The following is a 26,532-nucleotide window of genomic DNA, read 5'->3' as shown; positions in this document are numbered from 1 at the left end:
ACGTCCCTTCTACAACTAGTTCTTCAACATTTCATATACTTCTTCATCTAATTTCTTAGCTAGCTCTGCATCATATGTTTTTACATAATCCGGCTCTTGCGTGATTTGTCCACCATAGAAGATGACATCTTCCACAGACTCCACATCCACAGTGACAATGCGATATTTCATTGTTTTATCAATTACATCAGATACAGTCCCTTTTCCGCTAATGGAATAGCAGCTTCCTGCTCCAACTACTCCCAATAACAGATCAGGATTCTCATCAATGTTAAAAGCACTTTCGGCTTTATGTCCCAATGCAAATTTAATGGTCTTTCCATCCTGATGGGCGACCAGCCAAGAAACAATACTCAGGTTCGGTTTCTTCGTTTTCTTATCCGTCGTGATCAACGATATAATTTTTTCACCCTGAAGTAAGTCGATAAGTTCCTGTTTAAGCGTTGCTTCTACTCTTGCCATTTTGAAAACCTCCTCTAAATTACATATTCATATTATATACATGGAATGGGTACGAATCCAAATATTACTTTCCTTACCCAATTATTGAAATTTACAAACGGATACTCCCTCATATATTCCTAATAAGGAAAAGGGCAGGAAAATATGACTTTTCCTGTCCCTTTGGGATTTAATGATAGTATTTACTTCTTCTTGCATAGCTTACGGATTCGGAAAATCTTCCCTGATTCCTTTTTCTTCTGCGGCGCTTTTGATTCCAGCCAAGTAGCCATAAAAAGACAAAAAGGATGACTAAAAAAATGCCCACAGAAAAGAAGCTGGTTTTTTGGTTTTCAGGCTGGGAGGAAGCTGCAGTGTTGTCATGCTTTTCTGTAGACGCCAATGGACTTATTTCATTCTTCACATGCTCCACAATTACATCTTCTTTAATATTTTCCCGCTCACCTGTTTTCACTATAAGCTGGTCTGCAGCATTCACTTCAAACCTGATTACTTCATCAGCCTGTTTGGAAACATGTATATCCTTTGCCAGCATAAATTCTCTCCCGGCAGCATCACTGATTATCTTACCTTTTTGCACTTTGACCGTTTCAAAATTGTGAAATCCATAATCCAGGAGGTTCATTGTGTCCTTATAGGAATAGTATTTTGAAGCTGCTTTTAATGTAACCACAAGCAGTTCCTTTCCATTACGCTCAGCGGTTGTGACTAGTGTATGGCCTGATTCTGGCACATATCCATTTTTCACTCCGGTTGTACCTTCATAATCCCATAACAGTCGATGATGGTTGTATAGGGTAGTTTCCCAGCCTTCGCCAATCCACTCCATTTCTTTCGTTCCTACAATTTCGCGGAACGTTTCGTTTTTCATGGCATATTGGGCAATTTTCCCCATATCCTCTGCTGTCGTGACATGTTCTGGATCAAAAAGTCCATGAGGATTTTTGAAAGTAGTATTTTCAGTACCTATTTCTTTTTCCACAAACTCTGTCATTCGTTTGGCAAACTCTTTTTCACTGCCGTTCAAATGCTCTGCTATGGCAGTTCCTGCATCATTCCCTGAATTGATCAATAGACCTTGTACGAGTTTATGAAGTGTAACCTTTTCACCCTCCAAGAGATAAACTCTCGAGCCATCCTGATTACGTGCCTTCTCACTGACTGTTACAATATCCTCCAGATTCCCTTCCTCTATGGCGATAATAGCCGTCACAATCTTGGTGATACTTGCCGGATACATGATTCTGTCTCTGTCTTTCTCATAGAGAACATCTCCAGTTTCCATGTCTATCAGTATGGCAGATTCACTAAATAGTTCTATATTTTGTTTCGCATTTGTATGTTGAATAGGAAAGCCTAAAACTAGCACAATGCCTATAAGCATTATATTTATACATTTATTTATCATGAAAAGACATACCTTTCTTATAGAAGTCTAGTATTCTTCATTATTATTTGTCAAAAAAACTCGAAAAAACTCCATATTGGATAGTTTAACGTAAAACATGACTATTTTCATAGTAAATTTCACATTTGTAAAAAATGTAATATAATATTAATGCAAAAAAAAAAGAAAACCAATGATGAATTTGGTTTTCTTCTCCATTATTAATCTATTTTTTAACAGGTGTTTTTTCACAATAAGCCTTCACAAAAAATGCCGGATTTAATGGTTCTCCTGTTACCATTTCTATTTTCTTGTTCCAATGATGGGAGCTGCCAGGCGCAAGGAATTCATCACGGATATAGGCTCCAACTTGCGGAGTGAAGAACTCATCCGAAATATTGGTTAATATATATTGATGAAGCTGAGCGGAAGTAAGCTCCCCAAGCAAGTAATTCTGATAGTAGACCGGTGCCAATGTAAAGTGAATCTTTGCTGCCCAATCAGGGTTACTGCTATTTTCTGGAGGATTGACAAGCTGAATCTTTTCCACCGTTTCCCACCATAATGCATTTAAGTCCTGATCCGGATTTTCATAAAGCGCTCTCTCAAAGAATACGAAAGTGATGATCCACCTTGCAGAAATAAGCATTTTTAATTGTTCATGCTTTTCTAGACTCGGAGCTAATTTATCCAAAGTAGCATCATCCAGCTTCAAAAACTTCGATAGCCATTCGCGGTTCTCCGTCATCTTACCAAAGAGCATTGCAATAGCTTCGGTTGTCAGGATGTGTGCAGGACTTCGAAGCAATGCCGGCAAATCACGATTGGTATATTTATTGTAGGCGGCATGCCCGAATTCATGAAGCATCGTTCCCATCCAATATGTATTATCCACATTATTGCATAATACCCGGATGTCCCCTTCACGGTCCATATCCATGCAGAACGCAGTTGGATTTTTCCCATCACGAGGATTCAAGTCTGAGGACGCATAAAGTCCCTCAATTGGCATATCCATCGAATTGAATGTTTCAGCTGTAAGTGTCTCCAAGTTTTTACCTTTGAAGAAAGGATCAAGGTTTGCTTCCTTGTTGGCAGGAGCTTCCTGGAAGAATGGATCGGAATAATGCCATGGACGCAGTTCAGATACTTTCACCTGGAATTTCTCAGCAAGGGAGGCATCCAGTTCACTTTTTAATGCACGGAAGGTTTCATCCGACTGCTCCACAAGATTGGTGAAAATGGTGAAAATCTCTTCCAAATCCAGCTCCTGATTCGCGAATGCCATCTTATAATAGTTTTCATACCCGAGGCTCCGAGCCGCTTCATTGCGCTTTTTTACAAGCTCAAGCAGTTTGGTCGATACTTCCGCCCCAACCTCCTTGCTTGCTTTCCACGCCTTTTCGCGTTCTTCATTATTTGTGCTGTTCACCAGAATATCACGGATGTCATTAGCTGAAAGCTTCCTGCCATCCACTTCGGGCATATACGTATTAAATAGATAATTCAGCTCCGAAGACATGGAAGCAAGTTCTTCAATCGTCTCCTTGGACATTTGATTCTCTTTCATTTCCGTTTCCAATAGCTCCAATTGGCGCTTCTGCTCTGCAGTGAGGTCTTCTTTAGAAAGTAATTCCTTCACTTTTTCAAAACGTTCACCATCTGAGTAATAAAGGCTGAACTCACTTGATGCTTTTCCTGCTTCCTCTGCCCACTTTTTCTCCCCTGTAGTCTGTGCCATCCAGCCTGCATAGGATGATTTTTTCAATAGAATCTGAAATTGTTCATTCTGTTCTTTTAAAAATTGCTCTACTGTCATATAATTCCCTCCCGTTTAAAAGCCTGTCATACACATTGGTTTTGGTAATGCTGAAAAAATCAGGTGTAATTCTTTGAGATATTTTTCATCAGAAAGCTGTACCAATCCAAATTGAAATAAACTTGTGAAACTAATTGAACCCATGATTAATGAAGAAAATTCACTGATGGATAGCTTTACAGTAACGTCCGGTTCTCTATCTTCCCTTACAACCGCATACCCATCGTGGAAGTGGACCATTACTTCATGTGTAAGATTCGCAAAAGAATCCGTCACACACCATTTGACATTCAAGTTTGCCGAACCAAAAGAATTTGCAGTAGTCTGCTCGAACAATGCACGAACATCCAATACCTTATACATGAGCCCCACACCAGCTGCATTGCTTTCGTGATAAACATGTGGCATCAGATTATCGGAGCCGTTTCTTGGGTCAATCAGCAGGAAATGAATTGCCTCCTGCTGAGTATTCCAGATAATCTGGTGAATCTGATCCTGCTGCGAGTGTAAAAACGTGCAAAGCTCCAATAATGCTTCCCGTGTTTCCCAAACGAATTCTTTCATTAGGATATGATTGGAGATGAAATTTCCAGACTTACTATTTTCAAAAGAAAATACACAATACCCCTTGCATTCATCTTCCTGCCAAAAGCCAAAAATCCTATTCTTGGGATTCTGGAAAAACTTCTTCATATCTTCCGCGGACCGGGCAATCATGCCATGGTTTTTTAAAGCAAACCGAGAATAGCATTCATGAAACTCCACTACGTTTTCTTCAGTAAGTTTCCTCATGTTCTGTTTTGATAGGCCTTTAGGCAATTCTTTCGGTGCGAAACGGTATTGATTCATCTTGCTCCCATAGCCGTAACCCATCCTCTTGTAGAAATCCGGACGGAAAGGGTATAAAGCAGCAATGGCCGTTCCATTCTCTCGATAGTACTGTTCAAAATAAGTGATAAGTTCCTTGGCGATTTTTTCTTTCTTGTGAAGCAGATCGACACAGACAAAACCAACTCCACCCAGATCAATTTGATGAGAGAGAAAGTTAATGGTAAAGTCATGTAAAAGCATGCCCCCCACAAGGGTATTTCCCGAATATGCCCCAAAAAGATTTTTTGCATCAGATTCTGTCTGCTTCTCCAACCTTTCCACCAGTTTCTGTTTATCTTCCGGGGTATTCACTCCCATACCGGGATAGGCGTTCCTGGCAACCTCTACAAAGGAAGGAATATCAACCCTTGATAATGACCTGATTCCTCCCACGCTAGACTCCTCCTTGAACACCTTCTTTTATTCCTTTTTTCATCCAGACCTGGCCTATCCTTCTTGTAAATCCCTTATCAAGCAGGAATTGATACACCCTTCTATTGGAGATGGCGAAGAATGCCACGGTACAAACATAGTTGACAGAGGAAGGTGGAAACAAATAGGAAAATAAGGAATCGATCAAGTATTCCGGATTCCCTTTACCCTCATTTACATAACAATGTGTGACAGTGACGGCTTTCAGAGTTCCGTCCCCGTCATACTCTCTTTTGAAAAGCCCGTATGCAACTGTTTCCCCATCGTTATTCACCAACTGCAGTGCCTGCCCCTCCCTCATGGAAAACCACTGGCTTTGCCATGGGGTGTCATGCCTATAGATGGGCAGATACTGTACATCGTGTGCAGAAGTGAAAACAGCCTGGTAGTCCAGTGCTCCATAAAATTCAGGGACCTCCTCACACCGTACATGCACCACTTCGTCCACAATTTTATATCCCTTTTTTTCATACAAGCTGATGGCCTTTGTGTTTTCTATTATTGCTTCAAGGGTGCTTACTTCCACATTTGCTTCTTCATAAATATCCAGAGCCTTATCAATTAATAATTTCCCTACACCTTTACTTCGGTAATCGGTTGCTACTCCTGTTCCACCGTTCCAGGCCACTTTTTTCCCTTCGATGGTTTTGACTCCACTTAACAGGATCCCAATCGGCTTTTGTTGGTTGAATGCCACTATGGATAATGAGGCTGATAGGTTTTCAAGCCCAAGTCTAGTTGTAAAACGATCCACATCCATTGTCGCATCAAAAAAATAGCCTTCAAAGCCGGTGTTCCATGCAGCAACCGCTTCTTCCAATTTGCACTCACTCAATTTTTTGATGGTAAACAATGTTTTTCCCCCTTTTGTCAGTCAGGCGCTAATTTTCTATTTTATTTCTTCATACGCCTGCTTTATTCGTTACTCAATAATGATTAGATAGCTTTTTATACGGATAATCCACATGGGCAATCCCCGCCTTTTTATTCTGTTTAAAACTGACCAGACAGTCTATTTTGAGAGTAAAAAAAGGCATGAGTAAACCGACCACTCAGTTTATTTCCATTTAAGCACGAATTTTCAAAAAGTTCAATCTAATCTTTTCGACAAATTCCTTTCCCTTTATCCAACTATTCTAAGGATGTAACCATGGAGTTGATGACACTTTCCAACTGGTTGACCAGCCTCTCATAGAGCTCATCATTTTCCATCACACATTGATAGAAACAGATTCCATCGAAGGAGCTCCAAAACACATTACCAATAAAATCTACGTCAATCTTTTCTGGGAATTCTCCTTTATCGACACCGAATTGAATAATATCCGTTAAAATCTTTTTGTATACCATCTGGTATCGATTGTACATGAAATCCTTTGTCAGCTCATTCCGTACCGAGCTAAGCCAAAATTCGATATGGACCCTGCTTGTATTTTCCCAGAAAGGATTCACTTTTACCTGTGAGCGGAACACTTCAAAAAAATGGTCGAGTCTTTCCTTGGCAGTCGGTAGCTTTTCAAGCTTCCCCCGAAGCACCTTAAAGCTTTGGTTGGAATTAACATTCATTAATTCTATATAAATTTCGTCTTTACTTTTGAAATAATTGTAAATGGCTCCTTTACTCATACCGGAGTGTTTCACAATATCATCAATGGTCGCAACCTGGAAACCTTTCTCTGCAAAACATGCCAGGGCACTTTCGAGAATCATCTTTCTTTTCTTTTCCTTATACTCTTCGGAAACTGTAGGTGGCATTTCCATTCCCCCCCTTATATATAAACGACTAGTCGGTTTATTATTCCAATGATACATCATCTTTTTAAAAATAACAGTAAATTCTAAAGAAAAAGAAAACTTTTTTCTTTTCAAATTCATTATTCGAACCTATGGAATAATTTTTATCTATAATGAAAGAAGGAGAGGAGGAAACCGGTTGATAACGATTAAAAGTGAACGTGAAATTACAAGGATGCACGAAGCGGGCAAACTGCTGGCCTCGTGCCACAAGCTCCTGAGAAAAAAAATAAAACCTGGGGTTACTACTCTTGAGATAGATCGATTTGTGGAAGAATATCTAGTTGCACACGGGGCAACTCCGGAGCAAAAGGGATACAGAGGCTATAAGTATTCAACCTGCGCTTCCATAAATGATGAAATATGTCACGGATTCCCACGAAGCGAGCCACTAAAGGATGGGGATATCGTAAGCATTGATTGTGTGGTCAATTTGAATGGGGCGCTGGCAGACTCTGCCTGGTCCTATCCCGTAGGAAAAATAAGTACAGAAGCTAAGAACTTACTGGGTGTTACAAAGGAAGCTCTCTATATAGGCATTTCTCAAGCGATTGCTGGCAATAGGACTGGTGATATCGGGCATGCCATTCAGGAATATGTAGAAGAGAGGAACTTTTCAGTTGTTCGAGACTTCACCGGACATGGTATCGGAAGGAACATACATGAGGAGCCACAAATCTTTCATTATGGAACAAAAGGCAGGGGTATTCGCCTTAAGGAGGGGATGGTAATTACGATTGAGCCCATGGTCAACATCGGAACATGGTTTTCCATGTTGGACGATAACGGCTGGACCGCCAGAACCGTCGATGGCAAGCTCTCAGCACAATATGAACATACCATCGCCATCACGAAGGATGGACCATTGATTCTGACTTCTCAGGATGATTGATAGATTTCAGGCTTATACTAGCGGCCAATCTTTATTGGCCGCTAGCTTTTGTATTTCCATCGAAATATATATATGAAAAAAACAGTAACCCTAGGATTACTGTTCCTTATTCCCCAGCACTTCCTTTTTCAAAATCGAGAAAACATTTGCATCATGAAAGTTTCCACCTTGAAACAGGTAGCTGCGAAGCATTCCTTCATGGGTGAAACCCACTTTTTCCAATACTTTTCTGGAACCTACGTTTTCCGGATATACATTGGCACCGATTCGCTGAAACTTCATGGAGTCGAACCCATAATGCACAAGTGCATGGATTGCCTCGGTCGCATATCCCTTCCCCCAGTGATCCACCTCTATTTCATAGCCGATCTCTGCCCGGAGGTGCTTTTCGGAAATGGCATGGAATCCACAAGTACCTATTAGTTTATTAGTGCTTTTCTCCACAATGCCCCATCGAAATAGCATATTATAATCATCCAGGAAATCTTTGATAAACTTATCCGCTTCCAACCTGGATTGGAATGGTTCCATCCCATAGTATTTTGTCATTTCCGGATTTGAAAAATAGCTGTATATTATATCAGCATCCTTTAAAGATAAGCTGCGCAACTGCAAGCGCTCTGTCCTGAGCATTGGTACTGGTTTCAACTAATCTCCCCTACCCTTCTGTCATCTCCGCTACAATATATTGGTTTGTCCACATCTTCAACATCAGAACGAGGCTCTCATCCCCTCTGGTAAAAACGAAAGTGGAGCCCAGTTGATCTGTCAGAAGCCAGCCATCTGTTTCAATGAGGGAAAGGACCTCCTGAAAACCCGACCCTTCTTCCATCCTGGCCATTACTGTCATAGTCTCGTTTTCAGTGGAGATGGTCACAACTTCCTTTCCCAAAAGTGCAAGCTTGACAGCACCTCGAACATTTTCATTAAAAGAGAGAAGCACACCTGTCACCAATAATACACCCGCAACGATCAATAATGGCCATTTAAATTTCATTCACATCACCTTTACACCTATATTTTTCTACCCAAGATTACCAAATCCCTTTTTACTCCTTCGAGTTCTGCCACATTCGGTAAATTGCCCCATTTCTCAAAACCGAATTTTTGGAACAGGCCGATACTTGGCAGGTTGTGAGCAAAAATGAAGCCTAGCAGATTTTCAATCCCAAGTCCAGGGCATGCCTCCAATGCGTATTTCAGCAGATATGCGCCAAGACCTTTACCTCTGGTGTTTTCATGCAGATAGATGCTGACTTCAGCTGTCGCCTGATAGGCAGGCCTCCCATAAAAGGATTGAAAACTCAGCCATGCACATATTTCATTCTTCTCCTTGTCTACAACCACCCATAATGGTCTGTTCACCTCATTGTGATCGTGGAACCAGGCAAGCCTGTCCTCCACTGCAACTGCATTTGTGTCCGCTGTAACCATTTTGCTACCAATGGTCGAGTTGTAAATGGCAACAATGGCAGGAAGGTCTTTTTCCTCTGCATTTCTGATTTCTAATTGTAGGTTTTCCATGATGATTCACCTTTCTAGTATTCTATGCTTTCTACTTTTATTTAGTATATAATTTCATTTCAAATCTGAATAGATAAAAAAAAACCAGCCATACTAGACTGGTCTTATTCTTTCATTTTATCCCCTACAAATTGGACATCTGTTCCAACAATTATTTGCAGATTTGTTTGATTTACTTTTATAACCCCTTTGGCCCCATGTTGTTTTAATGAATTTTCTTGTACTTTACTCATATCCTTGATCGTCAATCTGAGTCTTGTTGTACAGTAATCAACAGCAGCAATATTTTCCTTACCACCTATATCATCAATAAAATTGCGAGCCATTACAGAATATTTATCTTCACCTGTTCCTTTTTCTTCTATTATATCCTCTTCATCTTCCCGACCTGGTGTTTTTAAATTAAAGGTCCTAATAAGAAAATAGAAAACAAAGAAATAGACTGCACCATAAGCTAAACCGATGATTAAAAGTAACAACGGCTGTTGTGCTATCCCCCAATTCAGGAAAAAGTCGATGGCACCGGCAGAGAAGCCGAAACCATGCTTAATATCCAATAAGTAAACAATAACCATGGAACTTGCTGTTAATAATGCATGTATGACGTATAAAAACGGAGCCAGGAACATGAAAGTAAACTCAATCGGCTCTGTAATACCAGTTAAAAATGAAGTAAAGGCGATACCAATCAGCATTCCTGATACAGCTTTACGGCGATGTTTTTTTGCTGTTGCAACCATCGCTAGCGCTGCAGCAGGCAAACCGAACATCATGACAGGGAAGAAACCGGCCATAAATATACCAGCTGTCGGGTCACCAGCAAAGAATCGATTTAAATCCCCAGTTGCACCATTATATTCTCCAAATACAAACCATACTAAACTATTGAGTACATGGTGCAAACCTATTGGAATAAGAAGACGGTTCAAGAATCCGAAGATACCAACTCCTACTGCTCCTGCATCTATTATCCATTGACCGATGTTGTTAATAAATTCTTGGATTGGAGCCCAAATGACTCCAAATATTCCCGCTAAGATTACCATCACAGTAGCGGTAATAATAGGAACAAAACGTCTTCCTGCGAAAAAACCAAGCCAATCAGGCATTTTAATATCATGAAACCTGTTATAAAGCACTCCTGCTACAACCCCTGATATTATCCCGCCTAGTATGGCCATATCAATCTCTTCATTAATTGCTTGGGTACCACTTACTAATACCAGGTAACCAATTGCAGCAGCCAAGGCCGCAGATCCATTATTGTCTTTGGCGAAACCGATCGCTATCCCAATAGCAAATATAAGCGCAAGATTAGCAAATACTGCGTTCCCTGCGTTTGCAATAAACTCAATATCCAATAAGTCCTCTTGTCCAATTCTTAATAATATTGCTGCAGCGGGAAGCACAGCAATCGGCAACATTAGTGACTTTCCGATTTTTTGTAAAAACCCAATCATTTTTATCAATTCTCCTTAATCTTTTGTAAGTGCTTGCAACGAAGTAATACTAGCACATCTTACAAATAGTTGTCTATACCAATATTTCTGGAAAACACTTAAATTATCTAATATTAAACAATCTATAAAGCAAAAGTGGTATATACAACTATACATTATTCTGTTAGAATTAACATATAATAATCGTGAAAGGAGACTTACATGAGTACTTTCTTAAATAGTTATTCCCTGCTTTCCGTCAATCTAATAAAAGAGAAAACAATTCAACAAACTGGATTTATTAAAGTTAAAGAAGGAAAAATTTTCGAAATCGGAGCTATGGATCACTATCAAAATAATGAAAATCTGCAGGAAATTCGATTTTCCTCCGATCTGTATGCTGCCCCAGGCTTCATAGACATCCATATACACGGTTTAAACGGAGCTGACACGATGGATGCTTCTGAAGAGTCATTGAAAACAATGGCAGCAACATTGCCCCAGGAAGGTACAACTAGCTATTTACCTACAACCATTACGCAAGAGCGGTCTGATATTGAAGCAGCTTTACGCACAGTAAATAACTATTTAAAAATAGAGAAGAATGAATCAATAGGCAGTGAATTACTTGGAATACATTTGGAGGGTCCATTTATATCCCCAAAGCGCGCAGGTGCACAGCCATTAGAACATATTGTGAATCCAGATATCCAACTATTTGAAAGCTGGCAGGTTGAGTCCGGAAACCAAATTAAAGTGGTTACCATGGCACCCGAGCAGCCAAACGGAATAGAATTTGTCCATCATTTATCGAAAAATAAGGTCATCACATCCATCGGACATTCTGATGCTGTTTATCATGAAATGCTCGACGCTATGGAAGCAGGTGCAGAGCACGTTACACATTTTTACAACGGGATGCGCGGCAGCCACCATCGTGAACCGGGTGTTGTAGGTGCCGGACTTGCCCATGATGACCTGTTGGTCGAAATGATAGCTGACGGTATTCACGTTCACCCTACTGTTGTAAAAGCAACCTATCTTGCCAAGGGAGCAGATAGAATTATTTTAATAACAGATTCCATGAGAGCAAAGTGGCTGGAAGATGGAGAATATGAATTGGGTGGCCAGAAAGTCTCAGTGGCAAACAATACTGCACTACTTGAAAATGGCACACTTGCAGGAAGTGTTCTAAAAATGAATGAAGCATTAAGAAATATGAAAGAATTTACAGGCTGTACTCTAGTAGAAGCCGTCAGAATGGCTTCTACCACCCCTGCAAAAAGACTCAATGTTTGGGAAAGAAAAGGAAGTATCGAAGTTGGTAAAGATGCTGATATTGTAATCATGAATCAAAATTGCGAAGTCAAGATGACCTTTTGTAAGGGTCAATTAGTTTATAAAGGAGAGTAGGCCCAAATGGATATAATCACCGCTAATACCTATGACGACCTAAGTCAAGTAGCTGCTGAAATAATAATAAAGAAAGTTAAACAAAATCCTAACCTTGTAATAGGAATGGCAACAGGTAGCACACCATCAAAACTCTACGAATATTTGATAAAAGACTATAAGGAAAACGGCACCTCCTATCAAGGTATAACTACTTTTAATCTTGATGAATATGTTGGTTTAGATAAAAATGATTCAAACAGTTATTACGAATATATGAATAGAAACTTATTCAAACATATCAACGTCAGTATAGAAAATACTCATATTCCGAACGGAAAAGCAGAAGATCTTGAAAAAGAATGCAGAAATTATGAACAAAAACTCCATAACAAAGGTCCGATGGATATCCAGATTTTGGGTCTAGGAGAAAATGGACATATTGGTTTTAATGAACCTGGAACCCGTTTTGACAGCAGAACTCATGTTGTAAAACTTACAGAATCGACTAGAAAAGCGAATGCACGTTTTTTTGAAACGATGGAAGATGTTCCCTCTCACGCTATCACAATGGGTATAGATTCCATTATGAATGCGAAGGAAATACTACTTTTAGTTTCTGGAAAAAACAAAGCCAAAGCTTATGAACAACTAATGAATGGCAGCCTTACAGACTCCTTTCCTGCATCTATCCTAAAAAAGCATCCTTGTGTTAGAATTATTGCAGACAATACGGTTCTTCAAAACTCCAGTATTATTGCTTGAAAGGAGATAAACAGGGTAAATGATTGATAAAAGTTCCCCCATACCATTTTATTACCAGCTAGAATCTTTCATTAAGGATCAAATAAACTCAGGTAATCTTGTTCCTGGAGATACTATACCTTCAGAGAGAGAATATGCCGAAGCTTACGGAATAAGCAGGATGACCGTCAGGCAAGCCATTAATTCATTGGTGACCGAAGGGCTTCTCTATCGTAAAAAAGGAAGCGGCACTTTTGTAGCAAATAAAAAAATCGAGCAGCCACTTCAAGGCTTGACCTCCTTTACAGAGGATATGAAAAAACGAGGGATGAACCCGACAAGTGAATTGATTCATTTTGAAATAGTGCCAGCCTCCATTAATATAGCTGATGAACTTCATATCAAGGAACATGCACCTGTATATGAGATAAAAAGGATACGTTTGGCTGATGGTGAACCGATGGCACTTGAGACAAATTACCTCTCTGCCAATTTAGTAAAAGGACTAACGGAAGAAGTAGTAAACACTTCCATCTATGCTTATATCGAAGAGAAGCTGAACCTTGAAATTGCCCATGCAGATCAGATGATTGAATCCGTACAAGCTTCCAGTGAAGATGCCAGACTTTTAAAAATCAATAAAGATCATCCAATGTTATACATTAAGCGAAATACTTTTCTACAAGACGGGACTCCTCTAGAACTAGTAAAATCCCACTATAGGGGAGACCGATATAAATTCTACATCAAAATGAAGAGATTCGAATAGTAAGGGAGAGGTATCATGGATACGAGTTATTTATCAGCTGTTCAACAACTCCTGACTAAAGTGGAGCAAAAAAACAGTATGGAGATAGAGCAGGCATCCTCTCTCCTTGCTGACTGCTTTGGAAATGAAGGTATTCTGCATGTTTTTGGATGCGGCCACTCCCACATGATCGCCGAAGAAGTATTTTATAGGGCAGGTGGAATTGTCCCTATCAGACCTTTATTTGTGGATGATCTCATGCTGCATAAGGGCGCTCTACGTTCCTCTGATTTAGAGAAAGATCCCTTGTTCGCAAAAACTTTTCTCCCCTCCCAACCATTCCAACCAAAGGATGTTTTATTGGTTGTCTCCACATCTGGAAGAAATTCTGTTCCGATAGATGTTGCACAGTTTGGGAAAAAGATAGGAATGAAGGTCATGACAATATCATCTCATGCCTACCACTCCCTTTCTTCTCGTCATTCTACCAATTTACATTTAGCGGCTACAGCTGATATTGCACTTGATAACCTTATCCCTGTAGGAGATGCCTTGATAACATTACATAATATTAATTCAACCAATAGTATAGGGCCAGGCTCCACTATCATAAATGCAGCCATCCTGAATCAAATAATTGTAAATTCCGTTGAACTTCTTATTAAAAAAGGAATGGAGATTCCTATATTTAAAAGCGGGAATGTTGACGGTTCTGAGGAGCACAATAACGAATTGATAAATAAGTATGGAAAGAGAATTGAATTCTTTTAAAAGTACCACCACTTCGGGTGCAATAGGAAAAGAGCCGGACTGTCATGCTCCGGCTCTTTTTCATATAACTATTCAGAAAAACTTACCCTAAATCATCAAGCGTTCTAAAAATTGAACGGTAGTAGGATAACTTCTTAACAAATTTCTCCCGAAGGTTTCTCAGCCATTCAGGATGCTTTTCTGATTCAAGAATATCGATTGAACGAAGGATTCTCGTATACGAATACAGTTGATGCATTCTTAGAAACCCATCGATTTGTTGAACGTAATTTTCATCCAGATTGGTTACCGTCGTATAACCTCTTATGAAGTTTTTCACTTGTGGTTTCTTGATATCTTCTTTATTCGCAAGAACATCTCGTAACGCAAAAACAATATCTCCCACATACCAATACCCTGCACTTTCGTCAAAGTCAAAGGCCCCAATCAAATCCTCATTCCAGCGCAGATTGTCAACTTCAAAATCAAAATGGATGATACCGAAATTCTCAGGAGTTTTCCGTAAAGAACCGGTCCATTCTTTTATTCTGAACATCTCCTCCCTTGCAGGTAGATCATCAATTGGAAGATGAGAGTCGATCCATTGTAGATGATCGACATAAGTGGGTCTTTGGGACATATACCCCTCGGGAATCATCTTGAATTTTTTATGCAGCATCCCAAGTGACCTTCCCCATAAAAAAAATTGCTCCTTTTTTAATTCCGCTGTTTCCATCTGTTTCCCGGGAATTCCTTCAAAAACCATTGCCGAAAACTCCCCGACTTCCGTATCAACCACTTCAATATATTGATGGTTCTTAGATAATAATGGTTGAGCGACCTTTACAGGACTATCTTTAAGGTAGAGAAGAATGTTCAGTTCTGTTTGAAGTTGGCTGACTGGTTTCTCAGTTGTTTCATTAATACGTAAATAATGTGCTTTTCCATCTTTTCGAAAAATAAAAACAAAATTTGCACTTGCACGAAAGTAGTACAGTTCGTCAGCATCATATTCCCAATTACACATTATCTGCTCAGCTAAAGGACTGCGCCAATCCTCCCCTACAGTATCCAAAACCTTTTTCATCGTGCTCAAATTCATCATCAAAAACAGCCCCTTATTGTTATATGCGGGGACTTACACTTGCTTCTAACTGATAATTAACAGTTGGTGGGACAAGGCATGACCCTGCTTTTTGAAACAACTTGCCATCCTGTCATCACCCCTTCCAAATAAGATAATCCTATTTTATAGTATATTTTGGAAGAATCATAGAATTTTTTCCAAAACAAAAAAGCAGCGAAGCTCCATTCGCTTCGCTGGCTGACCAATTATTTTGAGATAAACATCTGTGTCCAGTAATGGCCGTAAGAGCCGCCTTTCGCATAACCTACACCAATTTCAGTGTATTGGCTAGAAAGGATATTTTTTCTATGTCCTTCACTGTTCATCCAAGCATTCATGACCTCTTGTGGTGTTTTTTGCCCAGCAGCAATGTTTTCTCCTGCTGCTCGGTAAGAAATACCAAAGTTCTTAATCATCGTAAACGGAGATCCGTATGTTGGTGATGTGTGGCTGAAATAATTCTTGTCTATCATATCTTGAGACTTGTATCTTGCTACTCTAGATAACTCCCAGTTCAACTTCAAAGGCTGAAGTCCATGCTTGCTGCGCTCCTGATTCACTAGAGCTGCAACCTGTTCCTCTACTGATTTCACCTCTCCTATTTCTGGAATGTTAAGCTTCTGACCTGGGTAGATAAGATTCGGATTTTTAACCGCAGGATTAGCCTCGATCACTTCCGAAACTCCTACCTGATACTTAACTGCAATCTTCCACATCGTTTCACCGGACTGAACCGTATGAGTAGTTGCGGCAAGTGCTGCAGTATTTCCACCTAAGACTATAGCGACAATCGACAAAGTTATGAGGACTTTCTGTAAAGTTTTCATACCCTTACAGTAATATGAAACACCTAAAAGATAAACAAGAAATTATTGTAAAATAGTGAAAACGCTTATAAAATGTGCGTCTAATTTGTCATGGGAATTTTTGGACTAGGTGAAATAGTCGGTTCATTTTCCGTTCTGTTTAATCTAAGAAGTAAACCCTTCCTTTTTTTGTGCTTATATGGCGGAGGTTCATGGATTGGAGTAATTTCCTTGCGATTGAATCTGAAGTAATCACCAAAAACTCTCTAGCTTGTTTGTTGGTAATGGTGTTCCCTATTAGAAGTGCATAGTCTCTTAGTGCTTCGATATGAGCAGTTTTGGATTTGCAGCAACAGTTTATACAATGCCAGTTAGCGCTTCTCCTGATCATGGGATAGCGTGAAAATTGCGGACAGATTACACCTTTCTTTATTTCAGTTAACGGTATGTTGTAATAATTCAACAAATCGAAGGTATCAGGAGTGTGTTTGCTAATGAGCGCCCTGGCTACTTTTTTAAGTTCTTTTTTCGATAAAATATTGGTTTGGAAATTTTCATTCATGGAATGGATCTTTTTGGGGAGGTTGTTCATAAAATTCACTTTTTACATGAGTGATGAAGTGATATTAACAAGGGTTGCCTGTTTATTGGTTAGAACCACTTGACCAATAATAGGAACCGTTTTTCCTATTATTTGTTCCAGCAATTTTTCTAGTTGAGCTTTTTGTCGCTCCAATTGTGATATGGGATTACCTAATGGTTCTTTGGCATTATCGGTCTCTCTTGTAAGCTGATGTGTTTTTTCATTGAATTCCAATGATCCTGTTATATTTTTCGACTCCAGACTCAGCCAATGGGATATTGTTATCAGGAGAGTTTCAATCTGGAAATAACGGCTTTTGTGGTCTTTTAAACGAAGTCGGTGGAATACCTGGTAGTTTTCATGTGGGAGAAAGGTTAAATAGTAGTCTAAAGCATTTTCACCATGGAAGCCTGCTGTTTGTTTACCAGGTTCCGCTACAATATGGGCGTATCTGGGGAACTTCGGGTGCTCTCTTTAATCCAGACTCAAACGTTTGTAATTTTACTGATTTTTCCTTGCTTTTTTTATCATTTGCTCACTCCTTCCGGGATTTACAGGATTATTTCTTCATATTTCATGGAAAGTCCTCCTTAGCTGTTTTTTTCATATATCGGCCAAAATTGTGGCCTTATCAGCCGTTTACAAATATCAACAACTTCCGCACCACTCAGCAATTAAAAAACGCATCAAAAGAAGGAAGCACTCCCGCTTCCTTCCAAACAACCTCTCACAAAAACACAACCGCCACTCCCGCACCAATCGCAAACGCGGTAAGAAATGCTTCCGCTCCCTTCGAAAGGCCTGATACAAAGTGACCCACCATCAGGTCACGGACTGCATTGGTGATAAGTAGACCGGGAACAAGTGGCATGACGGAGGCTATGATGATTTTATCGAGTTCTTGCCCCACACCAATGGTGACCAGCTGAAACGCCAGGAGTCCAATGATCAAGGAGGAAATAAACTCTGCGAAGAATTTGACCTTTGTATAATGCTGAATGATCAATAAGCTGGTGTAGCCTACTCCACCAATAAGCAAAGCGGGAAAAAAATCTGTCCAGATACCTTTGAACATGATAAGAAAAGATGCACTTACGATTGAAGCAGCCGCTATTTGAAGCCAATTCGAAAAAAACAGCTGTGCGGATTCCAATTCTTTCAACAAATCATAAGCTTCTTCCACGTCCAGGCTTCCACCAGCTATCTGTCTCGATATTCCATTTACTCTAGCCACCTTTTCCAAATCTGTGGTCCGGTTACTGATTCTCACCAGTTGAGTCGGGCTTACCCCCTGTAAGGAAACGATTATTCCAGTAGGAGTAACAAAGCTATGTGCTTCAGTTATGCCATACGCTGCAGCAATACGTGTCATCGTATCTTCCACCCTGTATGTCTCTGCGCCGCTTTCCATCATGATTCTGCCTGCTAGAAGGCATACCTTCAGTATCTTTTCTTCGTTATATCCATCCATTTCTTTCATTTTCCCACCTCATTACCAGCAGGCACACTTGGTTTTCTGAATGCCTTTATTACAATTTGCACAATAACCTCGGCAAACACTAGCCCCATGGCAATTGCACCTGAGATCATAAATGCTTTTGCAGCGAGTGGAATCGAAGCAAGATAGTCATTTTCCGCCACTTGTCGCATCGCATTATAAGCCAATCCTCCTGGGACTAGTGGGATGATGCCTGCCACGCTGAAAATGATCATGGGCATCCGGAATCTTTTCGCCATGATATGGCCTACCAAAGCAACGGCAAAAGCCCCTACAAAAGAAGCGATAACAGGATCCACTCCGTAATCTGCTAAAAGTATGTAAGAAATCCACCCGACCATTCCTACAAACCCGCAATGAATCAAGGAATTTCTAGGTGCATTAAAGATTACTCCGAAACCGGTCGAAGCAATAAAACTGAAAATGATCTGCGAAAGAAGATACTCCATTGCTTCACCTCTTCGTATTTGATAAAGACTATTATAAAGCAAATCAGGCAAAGACCCAAAAAAACATCAGGTGACAGCTCCTGATGTCTATTCTACTAGTTTTTATGTATGAATCGGCAAGAAGGGTACCCGCTGCAGCCCAGAAACCTGCCATACTTCCCGTTTCTTTCCTTTAGTGCAGAACCACATTTAGGGCAAATGTTTTTTGAAACCCGGGCATTGCTTTCATCGATTCTTGATTTAACAGATTCCACATGCTCGACCCTTTTCTCTTTACCCATCAATTGTTTGCCCACCAATAACTGACTATAGCGGAATACCTCTGCTTTTGTCAGTTTTTCTTCTTTCATAGCTTCTATTTCATTCAACACTTGGGAGGAATATAAAATCCTCACCGTAACTGATCTAGCATCTATTTTCTTTAGGTTTGCTCGTTCAGTAAAACTGATAATGGAAAGGAATTTCTGTGAATCTCTTTCTCCCAACAATTCCTGTAATGCTTTTATATGCCCCTTATTCTGCCAAATAGGATTATAGAATTTGTCTTTCCTTTGATAGTTTACCTGAGTCCAAAATGCACTGTTCTCATTGCCATATATCCAGCCTTTATAATTTTTCGTTTCTATGACAACTATTCCGAATCTAGATAATACAACATGATCCACCTGAGACGATTTTCCGTCTTCCATTTTCAAAAGCACATCATTAAACACGGCATATTGCTGTGGATCTAATTTTTGCAGCCTATTTGCTACAATCCTCTCTCTCCCCAGCATTTCCCTTCAAGTTCGCATTGCCGAAACCTGATAAAGTTCTTTCCATGAAACTCTCAAGCAATTTAATCATACTGATCCCAACTCCACCCTTCTATCGATCCACCAACCATGTCTTCGCAACTGCAAAATACTCCCGTGTCCAAAGCTTGAAAATAGCTATTTTCGGGGTTTTCCCAGGAAGTGTATATACCTCATGGAAACCTAGGCGCTCGGCTATAATGGATGCCCTGAATAGATGGAAGTCGTTGCTTACTATAGCAACAGAAGAACCTTCCTCCATAAACTGCTTGGAATAACTCAGGTTTTCATAGGTGGTCGTGGAAAGACCCTCTTTGATGATCCGCTCCTGACTTACACCCTTCTTCAGAAGAAATCGCTCCATTGCTTCGGCCTCTGTGATATCTTCTCCTGGTCCCTGTCCGCCGGAGACAATGACCTTCGTGTCGGGATTTTCTTCGAGGTATTTTAGAGCCGCTTCCACTCTATAACGTAATGCCAATGTCATTTGTTCCCCTCTCACCCTCGCACCAAGTACAATCAAATAATCAAGGTCGCTTGGAGGCTGTTCTTTTGCAGCCTGATAGATGAAGATGTGAACAATCAAAATATACAGGGCTAAAATAATGCCAAATGGTAATAGCCACTTTATCCATTTTTTCTTTTTCATACAAAAACCCCTATTCATCTGTCTATTACTTAAACGAATGAATAGGGGCTTTGGTTTCAAAAAATTTCTAATTAATTTCTTTTACAGCTTTTTCAATGGCAACTTCACCTGAGATGACATCGAAAGCTTTACGATAGCTATTTTGAGCCGATATGACCTCCAATAACGTCCTTGCAACATCTTCACGTGGAATGGAGCCTCTTTCAAGGTTCAATCCCAGTTGTATATTATCGGTACCCGGTTCATTCAAAAGCCCTCCAGGTCGGACGATTGTATAATCCAGATTGCTCGCTTCAAGCATTTTGTCCGCATAATGCTTTGCCACATAATATGGTTTTAATTCTTCGTTCCAGTTTTTCCGATTGTGGGCCTGCAGGGCACTTACGAGGATAAACCGGTTAACATGTGTATTTTCTGCGGCCTCCATCACCTTCACTGCCCCATCAAGGTCTATTAGCAAGGTTTTGTCGAGTCCTGTACTGCCGCCCGATCCTGCGGTGAATATGATGGCATCATTCCCTTTCACTGCATTTTCGAGATCCTTAACCGGCCCTTCCAGATCGGCAAGAACGGTGTCAATGCCTTCACTTTGGAATTTCTCCGACTGCTCCTCTTTTCTAACCATCGCAACAGGGGTATATCTATCATCCTCTTGAAGCATACTTACCAGCTTGGATCCTATCTGTCCATTTGCACCAACTACTAGTATTCTCATCCCTATCACACTCCTTGCAAGACTTATTAGCCATTATTTCAGACATTTCAACCAGATGCAAAAAAACTGCTTAAGATCCTTTCCTTTTCTAATACTTACTCTATAGAAGGAAATCATTCAATAACATGAGTGTATACTAGGAGAATACTTTGTGAACTTCATTGATCTAACTGGCTTTCTTCAATAAACTCCATATTTCTCGATTTCACAAATTCTACCAGCTGTTTTTTCATTTTTGGATAAAGAACAATTCCATCCAAGTTCTCAAATGGGACCCATCTGACGCCGGTTTGATGGTCATCCCCTTTTTCAGGCATTTTTGCAATGGTGCCTTTTAATAGTTGACATTCGAAAAACAGGGTCAGATTATATCTTTCCCCGTACTTGAAATTATCTCGTAGAGGCACATATTCATAGACAAATGCCAACGGCCCTACCTCCACATCAACATCCGCCTCTTCCTTTGCCTCGCGAATTACTGCATCCCTCACCGATTCCCCCTGCTCAACGCCGCCACCAGGTAAGTTATAGTGCAGACCGTTTTCATCATCAAATTCAACCATTAAAATCGCATCATTTTTTATTATGATGGATGCCGCTCTTACCCTGATATGCCCCATTTACAATCCTCCTTTTACATTCCAATGGGAACGCAGATTTAATATTATGCACCCAGTCGATGGAAATATTTTCTCAGTCCTTCACCCAGGATGTTGAAAGTAAACACAACAAACATGATAGCTACTGCGGCATTTATGGGAATCCAGATCGCTGTGTAGATGTCCTTTCTTGCTTCTCCCAGAATGGTTGGCCAATTGAAGCTTGTATTCCTGATTTCTCCTGAGCCATATCCAAGTTGAACGAATTCCTGGGTCACGAATATCGAGAAAATCCCAAGCTGACCGATAATCAAGGCAACCCTGCCCACATCAAAACAGAAGTTGACGATAAGTGTCGGCAGCAGATTAGGAAGGTAATAGTTTTTCGCCAAGCCAATAGGCGTGAGCCCAACTACTATGCCCGCCTCCACATATGGAGTTCCTTTTATCTGCATGAGCTGGTCCCTGATCAGCACTCCCACCCTTCCAACCTCCACCAATGCAATACTGGTAATCACTATCCAGAATCTTGTTTCTAAAAATATCAAAAAAGGAAGATTGAGAAACAGGATCGTGAAAAAAATGACCGGCAGGCTTGAAAATGTCTGGTCCCAAATATTCAGGAGATTTGAGAGGAACTTCCCTCTGAAAGAAGCGATCGTTCCTAGTAATATTCCAAAGGTGTATCGGATAAAGGCGATGCAGAAGATGACAACCAGCGTGTCCTTTGCCCCCATAACAAGCACACTGATAAGATTTCTGCCTTCACGGTCCGAACCGGTTGGAAAATCTGCAGATGGCGGGAATGGTGCAGTCTCAATCACACCGCGCTCAGGGAAAAGCACCCTAGAGCCTTCAATACCTTCCTTGACATAAGGAATAAAAGGGCCGGCCACTGCCATGAGAAGTAAAATAAACAATAAAAATGTACCTATGATTAAATATCTATTATGTAGCATCGTACCCCTCACCCCTTTTTAACCAGTTTTGCTAATAATGCCAGTTTCAGAATATGTACAGTTAGGACCGTGATCATAAAACAGAAAGCCAGTCCAAGAACAAGCTCTGCTTCTATAGGAGCTGTAAAGCCGGAAATCTGCCTGCCTCCCATGGCTACAAATAGCCGGTTTGCCGCTCCTTCAAAACCTGTGAGGTACTCCACCATCAAAAGATTGGAGATGATGACGATCATGATAGTAGGCAGATTGCCCACCAAATCTATGGAACTATTTTTAAGTATATGTTTATAGATGACCTGTTTGGTTTTGTACCCTTTTGAAAATGCGGTCCGAATGTAATCTTGTCCATCCTGGTTAAGCAAGGATACACAGGTCAGCCTTGCCACATACATGGTCGGGTAGATGGAAACAAGAATTGCGGGTGCCAGAAAGCTGTACCAGTTGCTATTGCTGAAAATTCTTTCATGCGGAAGAAAATAAAAGGATATACAAAAGAATACGAACACAACAAAGAAATCAGGAATGGATTGGAACGCCCATGTAGTACCATTCCCCAGAAGATTTTTTTTCGTATTCATGTACCGGTAATCGAATATCCCCTTCCATACTCCCAAACCTATGCTTAATAGAAAGGAGATACCTATTATAAGGAGACTTTTAGGATAGTAGCGTGCAATTTCCTCTTCCACACTAACCGTTTGAAACATCGTCCCACCCAAGCTTCTCTCCTTCCAAATTTGTTGAAAATATTGAATGATGTCCGCTTTATACTGGTTGGTGTCCAGTCTATATCCGAAGTCCAACGTCCCAGCAGATCCATATACCATTACTTCCTGGGTTCTGGGAAAGAACACCATTAAAATTAAAAACACAATGGCAATCAGGACGGCTGCCATCAGTCTTAAGGCTTCTTTTTTTAATTCCATAATTCCCCTCCATTAGAAATATCCATCCATTTTTATGAATATTGTACTATACATTATACGTTAATTGTCAAAAAATTCTTATTGCATACAATTCATTATATAAGGTTTCTATTTTAACCGGTTCCGTTTGGATGCATATATTGTAAAAACACTTTTATAATGTGACATCAATTTAGGCTTTTTTCATACAATATGGGTGGGGTGAGATAAATGGCAAGAGTAAAATATACCGATTCAGACGTGGCTTTAATGGCAAGAATGATGCGTGCGGAAGCAGAAGGCGAAGGAAAGCAAGGAATGTTGTATGTTGGAAATGTAATTGTTAATCGTGCAGTAGCTGATTGTTTAGACTTTAAAACTATCAGAACCATTCCACAAGTAATTTTTCATGTACAAGGAGGGAATTATTCTTTTGAAGCTGTTCAAAAGGGTAATGTATTTTATAACAGAGCGAGAGGGGTTGAAAAAAGATTAGCAAAAAAGAATTTGGACTCTTGGAGACAGCATCCAGCAAAATTTGCACTTTGGTATTTTAATCCCTATGCACCATGTCCTCCAACATGGTATGATCAACCTTTTACTGGTCAATTTAAACTACATTGTTTTTATGAACCAAAACCAGGAACGTGTGCCAGCGTTTATTCTTGAGATTAAGTTTACTTTTTTGAATATATTTTTAGCGATATATAAAAGGGGAATGTCCTGTTTACATCAGGTGTTCCCATTTTTAAATTGATCAAGAATGAAGTATCGTGACCCTGATATTTTGTTCCTCACCTCCTTCATTTGTTATGATTGGTATACAAGGGGGCGTGAATGGATGATCTACTTAGCGGCTTTCACCTGCATATTCTGGTTCGTTGTATGGATTGATGCGGCCAAAGGCATGAAAAAAATAACCAAGCTGGAACAGATTCCAATAAACCAAAAAACGGTCAAAAATGGTCCTCTGCTCTCCATCATTGTTGCTGCAAGAAATGAGCAGGAACATATTAAGGGCAGTCTTCAGTCCCAGTTCTCACAGTCATACCCCCACATTGAATGGATAGTCGTCAATGACCGTTCAACAGATCTAACAGGAGTCATACTGGATCAGATAGCAGAAACGGAACCGAGAATGAATGTGATCCACCTTTCCTCTCTTCCTTCAGGCTGGCTTGGTAAGAATCACGCCCTTCAGCAGGGATTTTCAGCAAGCAAAGGAGAGCTCATCCTTTTTACCGATGCGGATATCTATTATGAAAAGGATACGATTGCCAAAGCGCTTTCATATCTGTATCAAGAAAAGCTTGATCATTTGACGATGGCTCCAAATCTTAAAGGGAAAGGCTTTTGGACAAACGCTTTTGTCTCCTTTTTCCTTTTCGGTTTTTCCTATTTCAAGAGGCCATGGAAATCCAATGATCAAAAAAGTAAAACGGCTATCGGAATCGGTGCTTTCAACCTCCTGACTCGTGAAGCCTATCTTCATGCAGGTACACATGAACAGTTGAAAATGCGGCCGGATGATGACCTTATTCTTGGACAAAAGGTAAAGCTGGCAGGTAAAAGACAGCACCTTGTGTTGGCACAGAAGAACCTGTCCGTGGAATGGTACCCTTCCTTGAAGTCCGCATTAATTGGACTTGAAAAGAATACATTTGCTGGCCTATTCTATAGCTACTTGATGGTCATGGTCGCCATTACCGGACTTTTTGCATCACAGATTTGGCCGTATCTGGCCTTGTTCTTGACAATTGGTTCTACAAGAGTTTTATACGCAATTAGCATTATATTGTTGTTTCTTTCCTATAACCAGACTGCTGATAAAATGACGAGAGGCGCCAACAAGTACTTTATCGCCCTCCCAATCACAGCAATCCTATTCATATACAGTATTATCAGAGCTACGATTCTGACAGCCATACGGGGTGGAATCGTCTGGCGGGGCACCTTTTATTCATTGAAAGAATTGAAAAAATAAAGGATGCCTCCCTTTCCACAAAAGGAAACCCATTAGTCATCCCACAGACATAATGGATTTCTTTTTTTCAGTCAAAATGCCGAACAAGAAGAATCAGCTTCAACAGCGGGTACACTACAATCGCCATGGAAAGCTGTACATATAGGACCATTTCCACCGATATCTTTTCCATGATCAACAGAAGCACAGAAAAAACCACGCTTGTGGCCATCAGGATATAGGCGACATGTCCACTTTTCTGGTTGATTTCAGCACGCTTTCTTTTCGTAGGACGGTAGTGGCGTCTCATGACGGCCCTAATGATTTCTGACAGCCCAAGCAGAATGAACACGACGGGTATGTATTTGAGCTTTCCGGAGTTATGGGCTTCCACAAGCAGAAAAACGCCGAAAAGCATGATGAGTATGGGTAAACCGAAGGCAATAATCGGCTGATCAAATAATGAATGCTCCTCTTTTTCCAACAACTCGTCCCTCCCGCTCCAAATCTCCTAGTATGTATGTTTCGATAAAAAGGAATGAAAATCCTTTTGCTAATAATGGCATAAAAAAGAAGAATCGTTACATTATATGCAGCGATTCCCCTGCTTCATGATACATTCTATTATTTAACTTCAATCTCTTTAATGATTCTTGCAGGATTCCCTCCAACAATCACATTTGGTGGAACGTCCTTTGTTACCACTGCACCTGACGCTACCACTACATTGTCCCCTATTGTTACACCTGGATTGATGACAGAAGAGCCTCCCAGCCAGACATTGTTTCCAATCTTAACGGGCTTCCCGTATTCAGGTCCCTTGCTTCTTTCCACTGGGTCGATTGGATGGGTAGCTGTATAGATATGGACACCTGGCGCCAGCATGCAATTGTCACCGAACTCGACTTTGCAGACATCCAGTATGCAACAGTCAAAGTTGGCAAAGAAGTTCTCCCCAACATGGATGTTGTAGCCGTAATCACAACGGAAATTCGGCTCAAGAAATACATGTTCCCCTGTGGAGCCGAAAAGCTCCTTCAATAGCTGGACCCTTTTGTCCGCTTCAGTTTCCGTTGTTCCATTTATTAATCTTACAAGTCTTCTGGCCTCGATTCTTTCGGCCTGAAGCTGCTCATCCCATGGCTCATATAACTCCCCCGCAAGCATTTTTTCCTTTTCACTAAACAACATTCCTGTCCCACCTTTCAATCTCTCTTAAATTGATGCATCTAT

General features: G+C 40.4%; 30 protein-coding genes. 7 read left to right on the top strand and 23 right to left on the bottom strand.

The window, feature by feature from the left end:
- Positions 1 to 15: 15 nt before the first annotated feature.
- The 6 genes from ACQCT5_RS12995 to ACQCT5_RS12970 all read right to left on the bottom strand — a co-directional run bounded on the left by ACQCT5_RS12995 (position 16) and on the right by ACQCT5_RS12970 (position 6,725).
- Complete coding sequence (locus ACQCT5_RS12995) at positions 16 to 462, bottom strand: PNPOx family protein (RefSeq protein ID WP_499642456.1); 447 nt, start codon at positions 460 to 462, stop codon at positions 16 to 18.
- A gap of 169 nt (positions 463 to 631) precedes the next feature.
- A complete protein-coding gene (locus ACQCT5_RS12990; protein ID WP_499642455.1) occupies positions 632 to 1,870 on the bottom strand; it encodes a D-alanyl-D-alanine carboxypeptidase family protein in 1,239 nt (412 codons plus the stop codon).
- A gap of 205 nt (positions 1,871 to 2,075) precedes the next feature.
- Positions 2,076 to 3,668, bottom strand: a complete 1,593-nt coding sequence (locus ACQCT5_RS12985) for a M2 family metallopeptidase (protein ID WP_499642454.1) — start codon at positions 3,666 to 3,668, stop codon at positions 2,076 to 2,078.
- 15 nt (positions 3,669 to 3,683) lie between these two features.
- The gene (locus ACQCT5_RS12980) at positions 3,684 to 4,931 is read right to left on the bottom strand and encodes a GNAT family N-acetyltransferase (RefSeq protein WP_499642453.1); all 1,248 of its coding nucleotides are present in this window, start codon (positions 4,929 to 4,931) and stop codon (positions 3,684 to 3,686) included.
- 1 nt (position 4,932) lies between these two features.
- A complete protein-coding gene (locus tag ACQCT5_RS12975) occupies positions 4,933 to 5,823 on the bottom strand; it encodes a GNAT family N-acetyltransferase (RefSeq protein ID WP_499642452.1) in 891 nt (296 codons plus the stop codon).
- A gap of 278 nt (positions 5,824 to 6,101) precedes the next feature.
- On the bottom strand, positions 6,102 to 6,725 hold the full coding sequence (locus tag ACQCT5_RS12970) for a TetR/AcrR family transcriptional regulator (protein ID WP_499642451.1): 624 nt from the start codon (positions 6,723 to 6,725) through the stop codon (positions 6,102 to 6,104).
- Between the two features lie 178 nt (positions 6,726 to 6,903).
- Here ACQCT5_RS12970 and map point away from each other — a divergent pair, with 178 nt between their 5' ends.
- Entirely contained in the window at positions 6,904 to 7,656 is a 753-nt protein-coding gene (gene map / locus ACQCT5_RS12965) for a type I methionyl aminopeptidase (RefSeq protein ID WP_499642450.1), read from the top strand.
- Between the two features lie 96 nt (positions 7,657 to 7,752).
- On the opposite strand, the gene ACQCT5_RS12960 is transcribed toward map, so the two are convergent.
- The 4 genes from ACQCT5_RS12960 to nagE form a co-directional block, all read right to left on the bottom strand.
- Positions 7,753 to 8,304 (bottom strand): GNAT family N-acetyltransferase, encoded by a 552-nt coding sequence (locus ACQCT5_RS12960; protein WP_499642449.1) that lies wholly within the window; start codon positions 8,302 to 8,304, stop codon positions 7,753 to 7,755.
- A gap of 10 nt (positions 8,305 to 8,314) precedes the next feature.
- Positions 8,315 to 8,653: a hypothetical protein gene (locus ACQCT5_RS12955; RefSeq protein WP_499642448.1), complete on the bottom strand. Its 339-nt coding sequence runs from the start codon at positions 8,651 to 8,653 to the stop codon at positions 8,315 to 8,317.
- A 17-nt stretch (positions 8,654 to 8,670) separates the two neighbouring features.
- A complete protein-coding gene (locus ACQCT5_RS12950) occupies positions 8,671 to 9,180 on the bottom strand; it encodes a GNAT family N-acetyltransferase (protein ID WP_499642447.1) in 510 nt (169 codons plus the stop codon).
- 104 nt (positions 9,181 to 9,284) lie between these two features.
- Complete coding sequence (gene nagE / locus ACQCT5_RS12945; protein ID WP_499642446.1) at positions 9,285 to 10,640, bottom strand: N-acetylglucosamine-specific PTS transporter subunit IIBC; 1,356 nt, start codon at positions 10,638 to 10,640, stop codon at positions 9,285 to 9,287.
- A gap of 201 nt (positions 10,641 to 10,841) precedes the next feature.
- Here nagE and nagA point away from each other — a divergent pair, with 201 nt between their 5' ends.
- The 4 genes from nagA to ACQCT5_RS12925 are packed head-to-tail and all read left to right on the top strand — an operon-like array spanning position 10,842 to position 14,274.
- Entirely contained in the window at positions 10,842 to 12,032 is a 1,191-nt protein-coding gene (nagA, locus tag ACQCT5_RS12940) for an N-acetylglucosamine-6-phosphate deacetylase (protein ID WP_499642445.1), read from the top strand.
- A gap of 6 nt (positions 12,033 to 12,038) precedes the next feature.
- A complete protein-coding gene (gene nagB / locus ACQCT5_RS12935; protein WP_499642444.1) occupies positions 12,039 to 12,776 on the top strand; it encodes a glucosamine-6-phosphate deaminase in 738 nt (245 codons plus the stop codon).
- 19 nt (positions 12,777 to 12,795) lie between these two features.
- Positions 12,796 to 13,524 (top strand): GntR family transcriptional regulator, encoded by a 729-nt coding sequence (locus ACQCT5_RS12930; protein ID WP_499642443.1) that lies wholly within the window; start codon positions 12,796 to 12,798, stop codon positions 13,522 to 13,524.
- A gap of 15 nt (positions 13,525 to 13,539) precedes the next feature.
- A complete protein-coding gene (locus ACQCT5_RS12925) occupies positions 13,540 to 14,274 on the top strand; it encodes a sugar isomerase domain-containing protein (protein WP_499642442.1) in 735 nt (244 codons plus the stop codon).
- Positions 14,275 to 14,356: 82 nt separating this feature from the next.
- On the opposite strand, the gene ACQCT5_RS12920 is transcribed toward ACQCT5_RS12925, so the two are convergent.
- The 11 genes from ACQCT5_RS12920 to ACQCT5_RS12870 all read right to left on the bottom strand — a co-directional run bounded on the left by ACQCT5_RS12920 (position 14,357) and on the right by ACQCT5_RS12870 (position 23,357).
- Positions 14,357 to 15,358: a phosphotransferase enzyme family protein gene (locus ACQCT5_RS12920; protein WP_499642441.1), complete on the bottom strand. Its 1,002-nt coding sequence runs from the start codon at positions 15,356 to 15,358 to the stop codon at positions 14,357 to 14,359.
- Between the two features lie 227 nt (positions 15,359 to 15,585).
- Positions 15,586 to 16,206 carry a SafA/ExsA family spore coat assembly protein gene (gene safA, locus ACQCT5_RS12915; protein WP_499642440.1) on the bottom strand — a complete coding sequence of 207 codons (621 nt, stop codon included), beginning with the start codon at positions 16,204 to 16,206 and terminating at the stop codon, positions 15,586 to 15,588.
- A gap of 583 nt (positions 16,207 to 16,789) precedes the next feature.
- Positions 16,790 to 17,209: a nuclease-related domain-containing protein gene (locus ACQCT5_RS12910; RefSeq protein ID WP_499642630.1), complete on the bottom strand. Its 420-nt coding sequence runs from the start codon at positions 17,207 to 17,209 to the stop codon at positions 16,790 to 16,792.
- A 286-nt stretch (positions 17,210 to 17,495) separates the two neighbouring features.
- Positions 17,496 to 18,248 carry a threonine/serine exporter family protein gene (locus tag ACQCT5_RS12905; RefSeq protein ID WP_499642439.1) on the bottom strand — a complete coding sequence of 251 codons (753 nt, stop codon included), beginning with the start codon at positions 18,246 to 18,248 and terminating at the stop codon, positions 17,496 to 17,498.
- Positions 18,245 to 18,757 carry a threonine/serine exporter family protein gene (locus ACQCT5_RS12900; RefSeq protein WP_499642438.1) on the bottom strand — a complete coding sequence of 171 codons (513 nt, stop codon included), beginning with the start codon at positions 18,755 to 18,757 and terminating at the stop codon, positions 18,245 to 18,247. Before ACQCT5_RS12900 ends, ACQCT5_RS12905 begins: the two co-directional genes overlap by 4 nt.
- Positions 18,758 to 18,810: 53 nt before the next feature.
- Complete coding sequence (locus ACQCT5_RS12895; protein ID WP_499642437.1) at positions 18,811 to 19,491, bottom strand: nuclease-related domain-containing protein; 681 nt, start codon at positions 19,489 to 19,491, stop codon at positions 18,811 to 18,813.
- Positions 19,492 to 19,582: 91 nt separating this feature from the next.
- Positions 19,583 to 20,158 carry a YdcF family protein gene (locus ACQCT5_RS12890; RefSeq protein ID WP_499642436.1) on the bottom strand — a complete coding sequence of 192 codons (576 nt, stop codon included), beginning with the start codon at positions 20,156 to 20,158 and terminating at the stop codon, positions 19,583 to 19,585.
- 67 nt (positions 20,159 to 20,225) lie between these two features.
- Positions 20,226 to 20,873 (bottom strand): SDR family oxidoreductase, encoded by a 648-nt coding sequence (locus ACQCT5_RS12885; RefSeq protein WP_499642435.1) that lies wholly within the window; start codon positions 20,871 to 20,873, stop codon positions 20,226 to 20,228.
- 158 nt (positions 20,874 to 21,031) lie between these two features.
- Positions 21,032 to 21,493, bottom strand: a complete 462-nt coding sequence (locus ACQCT5_RS12880; protein ID WP_499642434.1) for an NUDIX domain-containing protein — start codon at positions 21,491 to 21,493, stop codon at positions 21,032 to 21,034.
- A gap of 44 nt (positions 21,494 to 21,537) precedes the next feature.
- Positions 21,538 to 22,431, bottom strand: coding sequence for an ABC transporter permease (locus ACQCT5_RS12875; RefSeq protein ID WP_499642433.1), 894 nt, complete (start codon positions 22,429 to 22,431; stop codon positions 21,538 to 21,540).
- Positions 22,432 to 22,439: 8 nt separating this feature from the next.
- Positions 22,440 to 23,357, bottom strand: coding sequence for an ABC transporter permease subunit (locus ACQCT5_RS12870; RefSeq protein ID WP_499642432.1), 918 nt, complete (start codon positions 23,355 to 23,357; stop codon positions 22,440 to 22,442).
- A 210-nt stretch (positions 23,358 to 23,567) separates the two neighbouring features.
- Between ACQCT5_RS12870 and ACQCT5_RS12865 the strand changes: the two genes are divergently transcribed.
- Together ACQCT5_RS12865 and ACQCT5_RS12860 are read left to right on the top strand one after the other, a co-directional pair.
- Entirely contained in the window at positions 23,568 to 24,005 is a 438-nt protein-coding gene (locus ACQCT5_RS12865; protein WP_499642431.1) for a cell wall hydrolase, read from the top strand.
- 172 nt (positions 24,006 to 24,177) lie between these two features.
- Positions 24,178 to 25,320 carry a glycosyltransferase family 2 protein gene (locus ACQCT5_RS12860; protein ID WP_499642430.1) on the top strand — a complete coding sequence of 381 codons (1,143 nt, stop codon included), beginning with the start codon at positions 24,178 to 24,180 and terminating at the stop codon, positions 25,318 to 25,320.
- Positions 25,321 to 25,387: 67 nt separating this feature from the next.
- On the opposite strand, the gene ACQCT5_RS12855 is transcribed toward ACQCT5_RS12860, so the two are convergent.
- Both ACQCT5_RS12855 and ACQCT5_RS12850 read right to left on the bottom strand, forming a co-directional pair.
- Positions 25,388 to 25,786 carry a hypothetical protein gene (locus ACQCT5_RS12855; protein ID WP_499642429.1) on the bottom strand — a complete coding sequence of 133 codons (399 nt, stop codon included), beginning with the start codon at positions 25,784 to 25,786 and terminating at the stop codon, positions 25,388 to 25,390.
- A gap of 137 nt (positions 25,787 to 25,923) precedes the next feature.
- Positions 25,924 to 26,490, bottom strand: coding sequence for a maltose acetyltransferase domain-containing protein (locus ACQCT5_RS12850; RefSeq protein ID WP_499642428.1), 567 nt, complete (start codon positions 26,488 to 26,490; stop codon positions 25,924 to 25,926).
- Positions 26,491 to 26,532 lie beyond the last annotated feature (42 nt).

The sequence above is a fragment of the Sutcliffiella halmapala genome (assembly GCF_050107295.1).
GTDB classification, from domain to species: domain Bacteria; phylum Bacillota; class Bacilli; order Bacillales; family Bacillaceae_I; genus Sutcliffiella_A; species Sutcliffiella_A halmapala_A.
Note: the sequence above shows the minus strand (reverse complement) of the source record. Positions and strands in the feature narration are given on the sequence as shown.